General features: G+C 70.3%; 3 protein-coding genes (1 of these 3 running past the window's edge). All 3 read left to right on the top strand.

Annotated elements, in window-relative coordinates:
* Tightly spaced (each overlapping or abutting the next), the 3 genes in view from ACTWJ5_RS16885 to ACTWJ5_RS16875 form a layout consistent with a single transcriptional unit that may run on beyond the window.
* Nucleotides 1-403, top strand: the 3' end of a protein-coding gene (locus ACTWJ5_RS16885; protein ID WP_444436138.1) for a non-ribosomal peptide synthase/polyketide synthase. 11,981 nt of this gene lie to the left of the window's left edge; only the last 403 of its 12,384 coding nucleotides appear in the window; the start codon falls outside the window, past its left edge; the stop codon is at nt 401-403.
* Nucleotides 403-13,905 carry a non-ribosomal peptide synthase/polyketide synthase gene (locus ACTWJ5_RS16880; protein WP_444436136.1) on the top strand — a complete coding sequence of 4,501 codons (13,503 nt, stop codon included), beginning with the start codon at nt 403-405 and terminating at the stop codon, nt 13,903-13,905. Before ACTWJ5_RS16885 ends, ACTWJ5_RS16880 begins: the two co-directional genes overlap by 1 nt.
* Nucleotides 13,902-17,042 carry a non-ribosomal peptide synthetase family protein gene (locus ACTWJ5_RS16875; protein ID WP_444436135.1) on the top strand — a complete coding sequence of 1,047 codons (3,141 nt, stop codon included), beginning with the start codon at nt 13,902-13,904 and terminating at the stop codon, nt 17,040-17,042. The genes ACTWJ5_RS16880 and ACTWJ5_RS16875 overlap by 4 nt, the downstream gene beginning before the upstream one ends.

The raw sequence follows: 17,042 nt of genomic DNA, 5'->3' as shown, positions 1-17,042 counted from the left end.
GCCGGCGCACCTGCTGTTGCTGGAGCGGCTGCCGCTGGCGCCCAGCGGCAAGGTCGAGCGCAAGGCCCTGCCGTTGCCCGATGCCAGTACCCGCCAAGAAGACTACGTGGCTCCGCAGGGCGAGCTGGAGAACCAGGTCGCGGCCATCTGGTGCGAGGTCCTGGGGCTCGAGCGCGTGGGCCGCGACGACCACTTCTTCGAACTGGGCGGCCATTCGCTGCTGGCGGTCGGCGTGGTCTCGCGCCTGCAGCTGGAGCTGGGGCTGAAGCTCACCCCGCAATTGCTGTTCCAGTTCCCCACCCTGGCCGTCTTCGTCGAGCAGCTGCAAGGTGCCGGCGAACAGGTCGACACATCGAAACTGAACAAGCTGGAAGCCCTGCTTGACGAAATGGAGGAAGCTTGATGGATATGAATGTCGCCCTGAGGATCGCCAGGCGCTTCATCACCCTGCCGCTCGACAAGCGCAAGGCCTACCTGCAGAAGATGCTGGAAGAGGGCGTCTCGCCGGCGAACCTGCCGATTCCCGAGGTGGCCTCGGCGTTCGACAGCCTGCCGCTGTCCTACGCCCAGGAACGCCAGTGGTTCCTCTGGCAGATGGAGCCGGACAGCCCGGCCTACAACATCCCCTCGGCGCTACGCCTGCGCGGCGAGCTGGACCTTGAGGCGCTGCGCGCCGCGCTGGCCGGCGTGGTGAGCCGGCACCAGGCATTGCGCACGCTGTTCGTCGAGGATGAGGAGCAGGACCACGCACGCCAGCTGATCCTCGCCGAGTCGTCGGTGGACCTGCCGGTGAGCGAGGCGGGCGTGGGCGACGTGGCCATGGCCATTGCCGCTTTCGTCGAGAACGAGACGCGTCAGCCCTTCGATTTGCGTAAGGGCCCACTGCTGCGTGCACGTCTGTTGCGCCTGGCGGCGGATGATCACGTGCTGACACTGACCCTGCACCACGCGGCGGCCGATGGCTGGTCCATGGGCGTGCTGGTGGAAGAGCTCATCGCCCTCTACGCTGCCCACCGCCAGGGCGGTACGGCGAACCTGGCGGACCTGCCGATCCAATATGCCGACTACGCCATCTGGCAGCGTCACTGGCTGGAAGCCGGCGAGCGCGAGCGCCAGCTGGCTTACTGGCAGGCCCGGCTGGGCGGCGTGCAACCGGTGCTGGAACTGCCCTGCGACCGACCGCGCCCGCCGCGCCAGAGCTACCGTGGCGCGCGTAGCGCAGTGCAGCTGCCGGCCGAACTGAGCGAGGCGCTCAAGGCTTTGGCGCGGCGCGAGGACGTCACTCTGTTCATGCTCCTGCTGGCATCGTTCCAGGCCCTGCTGCAGCGCTACAGCGGCCAGCGCGACATCCGTGTCGGGGTCCCGGTGGCCAACCGCAACCGGGTGGAGACCGAACGGCTGATCGGCTTCTTCGTCAACACCCAGGTGCTGCGCGCCGAGGTGGATCCGCAACGCAGCTTCCGCGAGCTGTTGCAGCAGGTGCGGCGCGTGGCGGTGGAGGCCCAGGCCCACCAGGACCTGCCTTTCGAGCAACTGGTGGAGGCGCTGCAGCCGGAGCGCAGCCTCGGCCACAGCCCGCTGTTCCAGGTGATGTACAACCACCAGGGCGTCGCCGGCCATGGCGCGCGCCTGGCCGATCTGCCGGGGCTGGTGGTGGAGCAGTTGTCGTGGGAGGCGCCCGGCGCGCCCTTCGACCTGAGCCTGGAAACCTACGAGACGGCGCAGGGCATCCGCGCCGAGTTCACCTACGCCCTGGACCTGTTCGACGCCGCCAGCGTCGAGCGCCTGGGCCGCCACTGGAGCAACCTGCTGCAGGCGCTGGTGCGCGACCCGCAGCAGCGCCTGGGCGAACTGCCGATGCTCGATGCGGACGAGCGCCAGGCCCTGCTGCTCCAGTGCAACCCGGCGCCGGTCGGGTTCCCCGCCGAGTTGGGCGTGCACCAGCTGTTCGAGCGCCAGGCCGCGCTGACTCCCCACGAGCCGGCGCTGCTGTTCGGCGAGGCACGCCTGAGCTACGCGGAACTCAATGCCCGGGCCAACCGCCTGGCGCACCTTCTGCGCGAGCGTGGCGTGGGCGCCGAGCAATTGGTGGGCATCGCCCTGGAGCGCGGCGTAGCCATGGTGGTGAGCCTGCTGGCGGTGCTCAAGGCCGGCGGCGCCTACGTGCCACTGGACCCGCGCTACCCCGCCGATCGCCTGCGCTATATGGTGCAGGACAGCGGCCTGGCATTGCTGCTGACGCAGCAGCAGGTACTTGAACAGCTCGCCCTCGAGCAGCCTTGCGCGGCCCTGCTGCTGGACGACCTGGACGCGCTGCTGCAGGATCGCGCCGATGGCGACCTGGCGCCAGTGGCCGGGGCACAGAACCTCGCCTACGTGATCTATACCTCCGGCTCCACCGGCAAGCCCAAGGGCGTGATGGTACGGCATGCCGCGCTGGCCAACTTCGTCGCCAGCATGGCCCGCCAACCCGGCGTGGCGGCGGGCGACCGGCTGCTGTCGCTGACCACCTTCTCCTTCGACATCTTCGGCCTGGAACTCTACGTGCCGCTGGCCCGGGGTGCCTGCGTGGTGCTGGCCGCCAGCGACGCCGCGCAGGACCCCGAAGCACTGCTCGACCTGGTGCAGAGCCACGCCGTGAACGTGATGCAGGCCACCCCGGCGACCTGGCGCATGCTGCTGGACAGCGAGCGTGCGCCGCTGCTGCACGGCTGCCGCCTGCTCTGCGGCGGCGAAGCGCTGCCCGAGGAGCTGGCGCAACGCCTGTTGCAACAGGCGCCAGAGTTGTGGAACCTCTACGGCCCCACCGAGACCACCATCTGGTCGGCGCAGTACCGTGTGCCGGCCCAGGGCCGCCCGTACCTGGGGGCACCCATCGACAATACCGGCCTGTACATCCTCGATGAGTTTCTGGAACCTTGCGCGCCAGGCGTCGCCGGCGAACTGCTGATCGGCGGTGAGGGGCTGGCGCGCGGCTATCTCCAGCGCCCGGCGCTCACCGCCGAACGCTTCGTGGCCAGCCCCTTCGGGCTGGGCGAACGCCTGTACCGCACCGGTGACCTGGCGCGCTACCGCGCCGACGGAGTGATCGAGTACCTGGGTCGCATCGACCACCAGGTGAAGATCCGCGGCTTCCGCATCGAGCTGGGCGAGATCGAGGCGCACCTGTTGCAACAGGACGCCGTGCACGCCGCTGTGGTGGTGGCCCAGCCCGGCCCCGGCGGCGCTCAACTGGTGGCCTATCTGGTGCCGGCGGCCGGACACAAGGCCGATGCCCTGCCGGCGCTGCGCGAGCAGCTCAGGCAAGCCCTGCTGGCCGGCCTGCCGGACTACATGGTGCCGGCGCAGTGGGTGTTCCTGGCCGAACTGCCGCTGACCCCCAACGGCAAGGTCGACCGCAAGGCCCTGCCGCAACCCGAGGCGGTTCTGGCGCAGGCTGCCTTCAGCGCCCCGCTGGGCGAGCTGGAGGAGACCCTGGCGGCGATCTGGAGCGAACTGCTGGGCGTGCAGCGCATCGGCCGTGAAGACCACTTCTTCGACCTCGGCGGGCACTCCCTGCTGGTGGCCCAGGTGGCCTCACGGGTGCGCCGCCGCCTGGGCGTCCAGGCGCCGCTGCGGCTGCTGTTCGAACAGCCGACCCTGGCCGGCTTCGCTGCCGCCCTGGGCGGGCTGGCGCCGCAGGCCGAAGCGCGCATCCCGCTGCGCAGCGGCGAAGCTGCACCGCTGTCGTTCGCCCAGGAGCGCCAGTGGTTCCTCTGGCAGCTGGAGCCGGACAACCCGGCCTACAACATCCCCCTGGCGCTGCGCCTGCGCGGCGAGCTGGACGTGGCGGCGCTGCAGGCGGCGCTGGACGACCTGCTGCTGCGCCACGAAAGCCTGCGCAGCACCTTCGATGAGGTCGGCGGCGAGCCGCGCCAACTGATCCACCCACGGCTGGCGCTGGCCATCGAGCAGCGCAAGCTGGCGCCGGGCACGGACGAGGCGGCGCTGCGCGCCCTGGTCGAAGCGGAGGCGCACCGGCCCTTCGACCTGCGCAACGGCCCCTTGCTGCGTGTCCTGCTGCTGGAAAGCCAGGCCGAGGACCGGGTGCTGGTCCTCACCCTGCAACACATAGTCGCCGACGGCTGGTCGCTGCAGGTGCTGGTCGAGGAGTTGCTGCAGGCCTATGCCGCGCGCAGCGCCGGGCAGGCGCCGAGGTTCGCCGAGCTGCCGATCCAGTATGCCGACTACGCCGCCTGGCAGCGCCAGTGGCTGGCCGCCGGCGAGGGCGAGCGCCAGTTGACCTACTGGCGCGAGCGCCTGGGCGGCGAGCAGCCGCTGCTGGAGCTGCCCGGCGACCGCCCGCGGCCGAGCCAGCGCAGCCAGCGTGGCAGACGCTTGCGCATCGCCCTGCCGGCCGGGCTGGAACAGGCCCTTGGGCAATTGGCGCAGGCCGAGGGCAGCACCTTGTTCATGCTCCTGCTGGCCTCGTTCCAGGCCCTGCTGCACCGCTACAGCGGCCAGGCGGACATCCGCGTCGGCGTGCCCATCGCCAACCGCAACCGCCTGGAGACCGAAGGGCTGATCGGCTTCTTCGTCAACACCCAGGTACTGCGCGCCGAAGTCGACCCGCAAACAAGCTTCCGCAGCCTTCTGGGGCAGGTGCGGCAGGCTGTGGTCGAGGCCCAGGGCCATCAGGACCTGCCCTTCGAGCAACTGGTGGACGCCTTGCAGCCGGAGCGCAGCCTTGGCCATGCGCCGCTGTTCCAGGTGCTGTACAACCACCAGCGCGAGCACCACAGCGGCGCGCGCAGCGTGGGACCGGCCGGGCTGCGCATCGAGGACATGGTCTGGGAGGTGCGGACCGCCAAGTTCGACCTGACCTTGGACACCTGCGAGACCGCCCAGGGCCTGAGCGCCGAGCTGACCTACGCCTGCGACCTGTTCGATGCCGCCAGCGCCGAGCGCATCGGCGCGCACTGGGTCAACCTGCTGCAGGCCATGGTGGCACACCCGGAGGCGCGCATCGGCGAGCTGGAACTGCTCGACGCGGCCGAGCGTGACGCCGTGCTGCGGGCCTGGAACCCGGACCTGCGCAGTTTCCCGGTGGAGGAATGCCTGCATCAGGGCATCGCCCGCCAGGCCGCGTTGCGCCCGCAGGCGGTGGCGGTGACCTTGCAGGACCAGGCCCTGAGCTATGGCGAGCTTAACGCCCGGGCCAACCGCCTGGCGCATCGGCTGATCGAGGCCGGCGTGGGCCCGGACGTGCTGGTGGGGCTGGCCGTGGAGCGCAGCCTGGAGATGGTCGTCGGCCTGCTGGCGATCCTCAAGGCCGGCGGCGCCTACGTGCCGTTGGACCCGCGCTATCCGCAGGACCGCCTGGCCTACATGATCGAGGACAGCGCCATCGGCCTGCTGCTGACCCAGGCCGAGGTGCAGGGGCAACTGCCCGCGGCGCCCGGTGTGCAGACCCTGCTGCTGGAGGGCGGCGCCGACTGGCTGGCGGGCTACCCGGAAAGCGACCCGGCCAATCGCGCCACGGTCGATAACCTGGCCTACGTGATCTACACCTCCGGCTCCACCGGCAAGCCGAAGGGCACCTTGCTGCCGCACCGCAATGTGCTGCGTCTGTTCGAAGCCACCAACCACTGGTTCGGCTTCGGCGAGGACGATGCCTGGACGCTGTTCCACTCCTATGCCTTCGACTTCTCGGTGTGGGAAATCTTTGGCGCGCTGCTGTACGGCGGCAAGCTGGTCATCGTGCCGCACGAAATCAGTCGCTCGCCGGAGGACTTCCTGGCGCTGCTGTGCCGTGAGCGCGTCACCGTGCTGAACCAGACGCCTTCGGCGTTCAAGCAGCTGCAACAGGTGGCGTGCGACCCGGCGCGGGAGATCGATCTGGCGCTGCGCCATGTGGTGTTCGGCGGCGAGGCGCTGGAAGTCACTGCGCTGCGTCCCTGGTTCGAACGCTTCGGCGACCAGGCGCCGCGCCTGATCAACATGTACGGCATCACCGAGACCACGGTGCACGTCACCTACCGGCCGATCACCCTGGCCGATCTGGAGGGCGGTGCCGCCAGCCCCATCGGCGAGCCCATCCCGGACCTGTCGTGGTACCTGCTGGATGCCCAGCTGGAGCCGGTGGCGCCGGGCTGCATCGGCGAACTCTACGTCGGTGGCGCCGGCCTGGCGCGGGGCTACCTGAATCGTGCGGACCTGAGCAGTACGCGCTTCGTGGCCGACCCGTTCTCCGGCGAGGGCGGGCGCCTGTACCGCACCGGCGACCTGGCGCGTTTCCGTCGCGATGGGGTGATCGAGTACATCGGCCGCATCGATCACCAGGTGAAGATTCGTGGTTTCCGCATCGAGCTGGGCGAGATCGAGGCGCGCCTGCTGGAGCAACCGCAGGTGCGCGAGGTGGCAGTACTGCCCCACGAAGGGCCGGGCGGTACGCAACTGGTGGCCTACATAGTCCCCAGTCGAGAATGCGAAGGCTTGCGCGACGAACTGCGCGCGGCGCTCAAGGCGGTCCTGCCGGAACACATGGTGCCGACGCACCTGCTGTTCCTCGGTAGCCTGCCGCTGACCGCCAACGGCAAGCTGGACCGCCGCGCGCTGCCGGCGCCGGACGCCAGCCAGGCGCAGCAGGCCTACGTGGCCCCGCGTAGCGAACTGGAAAAACGCCTGGCGGCGATCTGGGCGCAAGTGCTGAAGCTGGAGCGCGTGGGCCTGGAAGACAACTTCTTCGAACTGGGCGGCGACTCCATCATCTCCATCCAGGTGGTCAGTCGCGCACGCCAGGCCGGCATCCACCTCAGTCCCAAGGACCTGTTCCTGCACCAGACCGTCGGTGGCCTTGCCAGCGTGGCGGTGCAAGGCGCGGCGCAGGCCATCGAGCAGGGGCCGGTGCGCGGCGCCACGCCGCTGCTGCCGATCCAGCAGCAGTTCTTCGCCGAAGCCATCCCGCAGCGCCAGCACTGGAACCAGTCGGTGCTGCTGCGCGCGCTGCAACCCCTGCGGGCCGACGCGCTGGCCCAGGCGCTGCGCGCAGTGCTGCAACACCATGACGCGCTGCGCCTGAGCTTCCACGAAGAGCAGGGCAACTGGCGCGCCGAGCACCAGGGGCTGGAGGCGGCCGACGGCGAACTGCTGTGGCAGGCTCGTGCGGCGGACGCCGACGCGCTGCTGGCCCTGGCTGAGGCCGCGCAACGCAGCCTGGACCTGGCCCAGGGGCCGTTGCTGCGTGCGCTGCTGGTCGAGCTGGACGATGGCAGCCAGCGCCTGCTGCTGGCGATCCATCACCTGGTGGTGGATGGGGTGTCCTGGCGCGTGCTCTTCGAGGACCTGCAAGGCGCCTACCGCCAGGCCGAGGCCGGGCAGGCCATCGTCCTGCCAGCCAAGACCAGCGCCTTCAAGCACTGGGCCGAACGCCTGCAGGCCCATGCCGCCAGCGGCGTGTTGGAGGCCGAGCGTGGTTACTGGCTGGAACAGCTGCGTGGCCTTGACCTCGCCCTGCCCGGCGCCAACCCCGAGGGCGCGCAGAGTCTGCAACACGCACGCTCGGTACGCACCCGACTGGACGCAGAGGCTACCCGCCGCCTGTTGCAGGAAGCGCCGGCGGCCTACCGCACCCAGGTCAACGACCTGCTGCTGACCGCGCTGGCGCGGGTGATCTGCCGCTGGACCGGGCAGCCCGAAACCGCCGTGCTGCTCGAAGGCCACGGCCGCGAGGCACTGTTCGACGACATCGACCTGAGCCGCACGGTCGGCTGGTTCACCAGCGTCTTCCCGCTGCGCCTGAGCCCGGCGGGTAAGCCGGGCGAAGCGCTCAAGCGCATCAAGGAACAACTGCGCGCGGTGCCGAACAAGGGCCTTGGGTTCGGTGTGCTGCGCTACCTGAGCAAGGAAGCGGACCGCGCGGCGCTGGCCGCGCTGCCGCAGCCGAACATCACCTTCAACTATCTGGGCCAGTTCGACGGCAGCTTCGCCACCGAACAGGACGCGTTCTTCGTGCCCAGTGGTGAATCGCCCGGCGCCGAGCGCGACCCACGGGCGCCGATGGGCGCCGGGCTGACCCTCAACGGCCAGGTCTATGCCGGCGCCCTGGTCATCGACTGGAGCTTCAGCGGCGAGTGCTTCGTCGAGGCCGACATCCAGGCCCTGGCCAACGCCTACGCCGACGAACTGCAGGCGCTGGTGGCGCACTGCTGCTCGGCTCAGGGGCAAGGAGTGACGCCCTCGGACTTCCCCCTGGCCGGGCTCGCCCAGGCCGAACTGGACAGCCTGCCGCTGGCGCCGGGGCAGATCGAAGACCTCTACCCGTTGTCGCCGATGCAGCAGGGCATGCTGTTCCACAGCCTGTACCAGCAGGACAGCGGCGACTACCTCAACCAGCTGCGCCTGGACGTGGAGGGCCTGGACCCCGAGCGCTTCCGCCAGGCCTGGCAGGCGGCGCTGGACAGCCACGCCATCCTGCGCACCGGCTTCCTGTGGCACCAGGCGCAGCCACTGCAGGTGGTGCGCAAGCGCGTCGAATTGCCGTTCAGCCTGCTCGACTGGCGCGGCCGCGCTGACCTGGGCAAGGCCCTCGACGCCCTGGCCGGGGGCGAGGCACGGCTGGGCTTCGACCTGGCCGAGGCACCGCTGTTGCGCCTGCTGGCGGTGCGCACGGGTGAACGTCGCTACCACCTGATCTACACCAACCACCACATCCTCATGGACGGCTGGAGTAACTCGCAACTGCTCGGCGAGGTACTGCAACGCTACCGTGGCCTGGAGGTCGCGCGCGGCAGTGGGCGCTACCGCGACTACATCGCCTGGCTGCAGGAGCAGGACGCAGCGCGCAGCGAAGCCTTCTGGAAGCCGCAACTGGCGGCCCTGGAGGAGCCGACCCGGCTGGCCGCGGTGCTGGCCCCGGAAGTGGCGGCGCAGCCGGGCTACGCCGACCACGCGCTGGAACTGGACGAGCGCTGGACGCAACGCCTGAACACCTTCGCCCGAGAGCAGAAGGTCACCCTCAACACCCTGGTGCAGGCCGCCTGGCTGCTGCTGCTGCAGCGCTATACCGGGCAGGCCACGGTGGCCTTCGGCGCCACCGTGTCCGGGCGCCCGGCCCAGCTGCGCGGCATCGAGCAGCAGATCGGCCTGTTCATCAACACCCTGCCGGTGATCGCCAGCCCGCGCGCCGAGCAGAGCCTGGCGCAATGGCTGCAGCAGGTGCAGGCGCTCAACCTGGAGCTGCGCGAGCAACAGCACACGCCGCTGTACGACATCCAGCGCTGGGCCGGGCAGGGTGGCGAGGCGCTGTTCGACAACATCCTGGTGTTCGAGAACTATCCGGTAGCCGAGGCGCTGAACGAAGAGGCGCCGGCCGACCTGCGCGTCGAGGCATTGAGCAACCACGAGCAGACACACTACCCGCTGACCGTGCTGGTCAACCAGGGCGAGCGCCTGGAGCTGCGGTGCAGCTATGCGCGTGCGGCGTTCGACGAGCGCGCCGTCGCCACCATCGCCGGGCATTGGCTGCAGCTGTTACAGGCCATGGTGGAGGCGCCGCAGCGTTGTCTGGGCGAGCTACCGATGCTGGCCGAGGCCGAGCGTGACGCCGTACTGCGGGCCTGGAACCCGGATCTGCGCGGTTTCCCGGTGGAGGAATGCCTGCACCAGGGCATCGCCCGCCAGGCCGCGTTGCGCCCGCAGGCGGTGGCGGTAACCTTGCAGGGCCGGGCCCTGAGCTATGGCGAGCTTAACGCCCGGGCCAACCGCCTGGCGCATCGGCTGATCGAGGCCGGCGTGGGCCCGGACGTGCTGGTGGGGCTGGCCGTGGAACGCAGCCTGGAGATGGTCGTCGGCCTGCTGGCGATCCTCAAGGCCGGCGGCGCCTACGTGCCGCTGGACCCGCGCTATCCGCAGGACCGCCTGGCCTACATGATCGAGGACAGCGCCATCGGCCTGCTGCTGACCCAGGCCGAGGTGCAGGGGCAACTGCCCGCGGCGCCCGGTGTGCAGACCCTGCTGCTGGAGGGCGGCGCCGACTGGCTGGCGGGCTACCCGGAAAGCGACCCGGCCAATCGCGCCACGGTCGATAACCTGGCCTACGTGATCTACACCTCCGGCTCCACCGGCAAGCCGAAGGGCACCTTGCTGCCGCACCGCAATGTGCTGCGTCTGTTCGAAGCCACCAACCACTGGTTCGGCTTCGGCGAGGACGATGCCTGGACGCTGTTCCACTCCTATGCCTTCGACTTCTCGGTGTGGGAAATCTTTGGCGCGCTGCTGTACGGCGGCAAGCTGGTCATCGTGCCGCACGAAATCAGTCGCTCGCCGGAGGACTTCCTGGCGCTGCTGTGCCGTGAGCGCGTCACCGTGCTGAACCAGACGCCTTCGGCGTTCAAGCAGCTGCAACAGGTGGCGTGCGACCCGGCGCGGGAGATCGATCTGGCGCTGCGCCATGTGGTGTTCGGCGGCGAGGCGCTGGAAGTCACTGCGCTGCGTCCCTGGTTCGAACGCTTCGGCGACCAGGCGCCGCGCCTGATCAACATGTACGGCATCACCGAGACCACGGTGCACGTCACCTACCGGCCGATCACCCTGGCCGATCTGGAGGGCGGTGCCGCCAGCCCCATCGGCGAGCCCATCCCGGACCTGTCGTGGTACCTGCTGGATGCCCAGCTGGAGCCGGTGGCGCCGGGCTGCATCGGCGAACTCTACGTCGGTGGCGCCGGCCTGGCGCGGGGCTACCTGAACCGTGCGGACCTGAGCAGTACGCGCTTCGTGGCCGACCCGTTCTCCGGCGAGGGTGGGCGCCTGTACCGCACCGGCGACCTGGCGCGTTTCCGTCGCGATGGGGTGATCGAGTACATCGGCCGCATCGATCACCAGGTGAAGATTCGTGGTTTCCGCATCGAGCTGGGCGAGATCGAGGCGCGCCTGCTGGAGCAACCGCAGGTGCGCGAGGTGGCAGTACTGCCCCACGAAGGGCCGGGCGGTACGCAACTGGTGGCCTACATAGTGCCGAAGGAGGAGGGGGACGACCTGCGCGAGCAACTGCGCGGCGCCCTCAAGGCCAAGCTGCCGGAACACATGGTGCCGACGCACCTGCTGTTCCTCGGTAGCCTGCCGCTGACCGCCAACGGCAAGCTGGACCGCCGCGCGTTGCCGGCGCCGGACGCCAGCCAGGCGCAGCAGGCCTACGTGGCCCCGCGCAGCGAGTTGGAACTGGCCCTGGCGGCCATCTGGCAGGAGGTGCTGCAACTGCAGCAGGTGGGCCTGGAGGACAACTTCTTCGAACTGGGCGGCCACTCGCTGCTGGCCACGCAGGTACTGTCGCGCCTGCGCCAGCTGCTGGACGCCCCGCTGGGCCTGCGCGACCTGTTCGAGCATCCGTGCCTGGGCGACCTGGCTGCGCACATTGCTGGCCTGGCTGGCCAGGGGGCCGCCACGGCGGTGCCGCAGCTGCGCAGCCACGGCGCCAAGACTCGCGCGCCGCTGTCGCTGGTACAGCGCCGCCTGTGGATCACCGAGCAGCTCTCCGGTGGCAGCTCCGCCTACGGCATGCCCATGGCCCTGCGCCTGCGCGGACCGCTGGCGGTGGAGCACCTGCGGCGCAGCTTCGAACTGGTCGCCCAACGCCATGAGGTGTTGCGCACCGCCTACAGCCAGGACGAGGAGGGCAACCCGCTGGCGCTGATCGCCGCGCGGGCGAGCCTGGACATTCCCTTGGAGGACCTGTCGGCGCTGGCCCCGGCCGAACGCGATGTGCGGGTGAACGAGGCCTTCCGCGCACTTTCGACCACGCCCATCGACCTCGAGCAGGCGCCGCTGGTGCGCGCCCGGTTGCTGCGCCTGGGGGCCGACGAGCACGTGCTGCTGCACTCGATGCACCACATCATCTCCGACGGCTGGTCCCTCGGCGTGCTGATCAACGACCTGGTGCAGAGTTACTCGCGCCTTCAACGCGGCGAGAGCGGCGAACTGCCGGCGCTGCCACTGCAGTACTCCGACTTCTCCCTGTGGCAGGAGCAACTGCAGGCCGCCGGCATTCTCGAACAGCAGGCCGGCTACTGGCGCGAGCGTCTGGCCGGCTACAGCGGGCAGTTGCCGCTGCCGCTGGACAGACCGCGGGCGCCCAGCGCCTCGCAGGCCGGCGGCCAGCTCGGCTTCGAGCTGCCGGCCGCGCTGGTCGCGCGCCTGCGCGAGGTCGCCCAGCGCCATGGAGTGACCCTCTACAGCCTGTTGTTGGGCTCGTTCCAGCTGTTCCTGCACCGTCTCTGCGGCAGTGACGACGTGGTGGTCGGCGTGGATGTGGCCGGGCGCGGGCATACCGACCTGGAGGCGCTGATCGGCTTCTTCGTCAACGTACTGCCGCTGCGTTCGCGGCTGCGCGACGAACTGCCGCTGGGCAGCTATCTGCGGCAGATCCAGCAGGACCTGCTGGCGGCGCTGGAGCACCAGGACCTGCCCTTCGACATGATCGTCGAGAGTGTCGCGGTGCCGCGTTTCAAAGGCATGAACCCGCTGCTGCAGGTGCTTTTCGTGATGAACAACCTGCCGGCGCGACGGGCCGCCATCGACGGCTTGGAAGTGGAAGCGCTGGCGGCGGTGGAGGTCCACTCCAAATTTGACATGGCCTTGTTCGTTGAAGAGGAACAGGGGCGTTTGCAGGGTAACTGGCAATTCGCCTCCGAACTGTTCCAGCGCGACAGCATCCAGCGTTTCCTCGGCGCCTGGACCGCGCTGCTGGAACAGTTCGCCACCGATCAGGACAGGAAGCTGGGAGCTATCAGCATGCCAATCGACGTTCCATCCACGGGCGTTTCCACGCCCACCGCAAAGGGGCCCAAAGCCGACAAGCTGGGCAAGTTCCTCAAGCGCGCCGGCACCGCGTCGGCCGGTGGCGTCGTGCAGCCGGCCGGCATGCGCGAGACGCCGCTGGTGCCCGGTCAGCGCTTCCCGCTGCTGATGGAGCCGAGCGACAGCCAGCTCGACCTCATCGAGTGGACGCGGCACAACCGCCCGCTGCTGGAGCAGAAGCTGGCCGAGCACGCTGGCATCCTCTTCCGCGGCTTCCGTCTGGACGGCATCCAGGGTTTCGAGGCCTTCGCCGAGGCAGTGCAGCCGGGGCTCTACGGGCAGTATGGCGACCTGCCGAAGAAAGAGGGCGGGCGCAACACCTATCGCTCCACGCCCTACCCGGAGCGCAAGATGATCCTCTTCCACAACGAAAGCTCGCACCAGGACCGCTGGCCGCGCAAGCAACTGTTCTACTGCGAGCAGCCCTCGCTGAAGGGCGGCGCCACCCCGGTGGTGGACTGCCGGCTGATGTACCAGCGCCTGCCACAGGAACTGCGCCAGCGCTTCGAGGCCAAGGGGCTGCTCTACGTGCGCACCTTCGCCGACAAGCTCGACGTGCCCTGGCAGCACTTCTTCAAGACCGAGGACCGCGCCGAGGTAGAGCGCCGCTGCCGCGAGTCGGGCATCCAGTGGCAATGGCTGGGGGCCGACGAGCTGCAGATCCGCACTCCCGGCCCGGCGATCATCCGCCACCCGGTCACCGGAGAGGCGAGCTTCTTCAACCAGGTGCAGCTGCACCACATCCACTGCCTGGACCCGGACGTGCGCGAGGACCTGCTGGCCATGTATGGGCTGGAGCGCATGCCGCGCAACGTCTATTACGGCGACGGCACACCGATCGAGGACGCGGTGATGGAACTGCTCGGCGAGCTCTACGAGGCCTGCGCGGTGCGCTTCGACTGGCAGAAGGGCGACGTGATTCTGCTCGACAACATGCTGGCCGCCCACGCCCGCGATCCCTACGAGGGGCCGCGCAAGATAGTCGTCGCCATGGGCGACATGTACGAGCAGAAGGACCTGCGCGAGCGCACCGTCGCCGCGTCGGCCGCCGACACCCTGGAGGCCCAAGCATGAGCGCCGCTGAACTGATCGACGACATCGGCCTGGCGCTGACCCCGGAGCAGCAGGCCCTGGCCGCCGCCCTGCCGGAGCAGCCCAGCTGGGAGCAGGCCAGCCTGCGTCTGGCGCTGGAGATCCGCGGTACGCTGGACCCGCAGCGCCTGCGCGGCGCCCTGGCGCGCCTGGCCGAGCGCCAGCAGGCGCTGGCCGCCGTCCTGTGCCGGGTGCCGGGCTACCACGGCTGGCGCCAGCGCTTCCCGGCAAGCGTCGCGCCGCTCCTGACCGAGGTGGACGCGGCGCAGGGCGAGAGCGCACGCGCCGTCTGGTTGGCGCGCCGCTTCAGCCTGGACGCGTTGCCGGCGGCCGATGCGTTGCTACTGCAGCGTGGCGCCGAGGACTGGCGCCTGGAGCTGGGCGTGTCGCGCCTGCTGCTGGACGCGGCCAGCCTTGCCGCGCTGCCGGCGCAGCTGGCTGCGCTCTACGCCGGCGAGGATGCCGAGGCGGATGAGGAAGAGGTCGGACCGTTCAGCCAGTACCTGGCCTGGCGCGCCGAGGTGGTCCTCGACGAGGATGCCGCCGAGGCCCGCGCCTACTGGACCACGCACCTGCAGGGCGGTGCCGAGGCGCAGGCCGGCAGCCGCCTGCCGTACCGGTGTGGCCAGGCCGGTGCGCCCGCGGCGCTGCGCAAGGCCCTGTCCGAGGCGCTGCGCCAGGCATTGGGCGCCAGTGGCCAGGAGCCGGAGATGCTGCTGCAGGCCGTCTGGTGGGCGCTGCTGGCACGCATCGCCGGTACCCCGCGACTGCTGGTCGGGGTGCGGCATGACGCGCGCCACGACTACGACTACTTCGCCGGCGCCGCCGGGGTGTTCGAGCGCACCCTGCCGCTGCAACTGACCGCGCAGCCGCAGGCCGGCGCCGCCAGCCTGGCAGCGCAGCTGGCCGAGCAACTGGAGGCGCACCGCGCCTGGCAGGAATACTGGGCGCCGGATGCGCTGGCTGGCCCGGCCCTGGGCTTCGCCAGCCGCCGTCGCGCCGCGCCGGCCAGTGGCGGCGGCCTGGATTGGCAGGCGCACGAGGAAGACGCCGCGGGAGATGGCTTCGAACTGCTGCTGCAGTTGCAGCTGGACGCCAACGGCGTGCCCGAGGTCCTGATCCTGCGCAGCGACACCGGGCACTATACGGCCGACGCTCTGCTGGCCTTGCAGGAACAGTACCTGGTGCTGCTGCAGGGCGCGTTGGCTGAGCCCACCGCACCCCTGGCCAGCCTGCCGCTGCTGGAAGAGGCGCAGGCCCGCCGCCTGCACGCCATCAACCCGCCGGCCACCCCTGCTGGCGCCGAGCTGCTGCCGCAGCGGTTCGCCCACTGGCTGCAGCAGACGCCCGAGGCCCTTGCCGTCAGCGATGCCAGCCAGTCACTGAGTTATGCGCAACTGGCCGCGCTGGTCGAACACCTGGCCGCCGGTCTGCAGCGTCTGGGCGTGGCCCCCGGCGCCACGCTGGCGTTGGCCCTGCCGCGTTCGGTGGCGCTGCTTGGCGGCATCCTCGCGGCCTGGCGCCTGGGTGCCGCCTACCTGCCGCTCGACCCGCAGTGGCCGCCGGCCCGCCAACTGCAATTGATCCGCCAGACCGGCGCCAGCGTAGTGCTGGGCGCGGAGCCGCTGGTGGCGGATGGTCTGCACGTCTGCACGGTGGAGGAACTGCTGGCGGCGCCGGCCGCGGCAGCGCCGCCGGCCCACGAGGTGGCGGCGAACGACGTCGCCTATGTGCTGTTCACCTCCGGTTCCACCGGCACGCCCAAGGGGGTAGTGATAGAGCACGGGCAACTGCTCAACTACGTGGCCGGCGCCTCCGAGGTACTGGGCTTGGAGCGCTGCGCCAGCTTCGCGCTGAGCTCCTCGGTGGCGGCCGATCTGGGCAACACCACGCTGTATGGTGCGCTCTACAACGGTGCCGCTCTGCACGTGGCGGACGAGGCGACCATGGGCGACGCGCGGCGCTTCGCCGCCTTCCTCGCCGAGCGTCGCATCGACTGCCTGAAGATCGTGCCCTCGCACCTGGCCGCGCTGCTCGACGACCAGCCGCTGGCGATGCCGACGACCCTGGTGCTGGGCGGCGAGCCCTGCGCCCCGGCGCTGCTGCGGCGGTTGCGCGCCGAGGCGCCGGCTAGCCGCCTGTTCAACCACTACGGCCCGAGCGAGGCCTGCGTAGGGGTGATGGTGCACCCGCTGCACGGCGACGAGGAGGTCGCGCCGCTGAGCCGGGTGCTGCCCAACAACCGTGTCTACGTGCTCGACGAACAGCTGCGCCTGGCACCGGTCGGCGTGCTGGGCGAGGTCTACCTGGGTGGCGCGCAGCTGTGTCGTGGCTACCTGGGCGGGGAGGGCGCGGCGGCGTTCGTCGAGGACCCCTTCCACCCCGGCCAGCGCCTGTACCGCACCGGCGACCTGGCGCGCTACCGTCCGGACCTCGCTGTGCAGCTACAGGGCCGGCGCGACCAGCAGGTGAAGATTCGCGGCTTCCGCGTCGACCTGACGGAGATCGAAAGCGAGCTGCTGCGCCTGCCAGCGGTCGCCGAGGCAGTGGTGCTGCCCGGTGCCGATGGCGAGGAGGGGACCTCGGCGTTCGTGGTGCTGCGGGACGCCGCCGACGACGCCACGGTGCTACGGCAACAGCTGGCCGAGCGACTGCCGGCGGCTATGGTGCCCCGCCAGGTGCGCTCCCTGACGCAGCTGCCGCGTCTGCCCAACGGCAAGCTCGACCGCCAGGCCCTGCAGCGCCTGTGCGCCAGCGAAACGGAAGAGTACGTGGCGCCCGCCGATCCCCTCGAGCAATGGCTGGCCGCACGGATGGCCGCCTTGCTGGGCCGGGAGCGGCTGGGCGTGCAACAGGACTTCTTCGCGATGGGCGGCCACTCGCTGCTGGTGATCAAGCTGGTGGCGGGGATACGCAATGCTCTGAAGTGCGAGATCCAGCCGGCGGACCTGTTCGAGCACCCCAGCGTCGCCGGTCTCGCCCAGCGGCTGCGCGACCGCGAGGCAACGCCGGGCCAGTTGCTCAGGCTGGCCCGCGCCAGGTTGCAGCTGGACGCCATGAGCCCCGAGGAGAAGGCCCGCCTGCAGGAGCGCGCGCGCGCCGGGCAGGCGCCCGCCTGA

This window comes from Pseudomonas sp. A6 (genome assembly GCF_052367875.1).
GTDB lineage: Bacteria > Pseudomonadota > Gammaproteobacteria > Pseudomonadales > Pseudomonadaceae > Pseudomonas > Pseudomonas citronellolis.
Note: the sequence above shows the minus strand (reverse complement) of the source record. Positions and strands in the feature narration are given on the sequence as shown.

Excerpts from the sequence above, each read along its gene's own strand:
- ACTWJ5_RS16880 (WP_444436136.1), top strand. The coding sequence starts at position 403 with ATGGATATGAATGTCGCCCTGAGGATCGCCAGGCGCTTCATCACCCTG.
- ACTWJ5_RS16875 (WP_444436135.1), top strand. The coding sequence starts at position 13,902 with ATGAGCGCCGCTGAACTGATCGACGACATCGGCCTGGCGCTGACCCCG.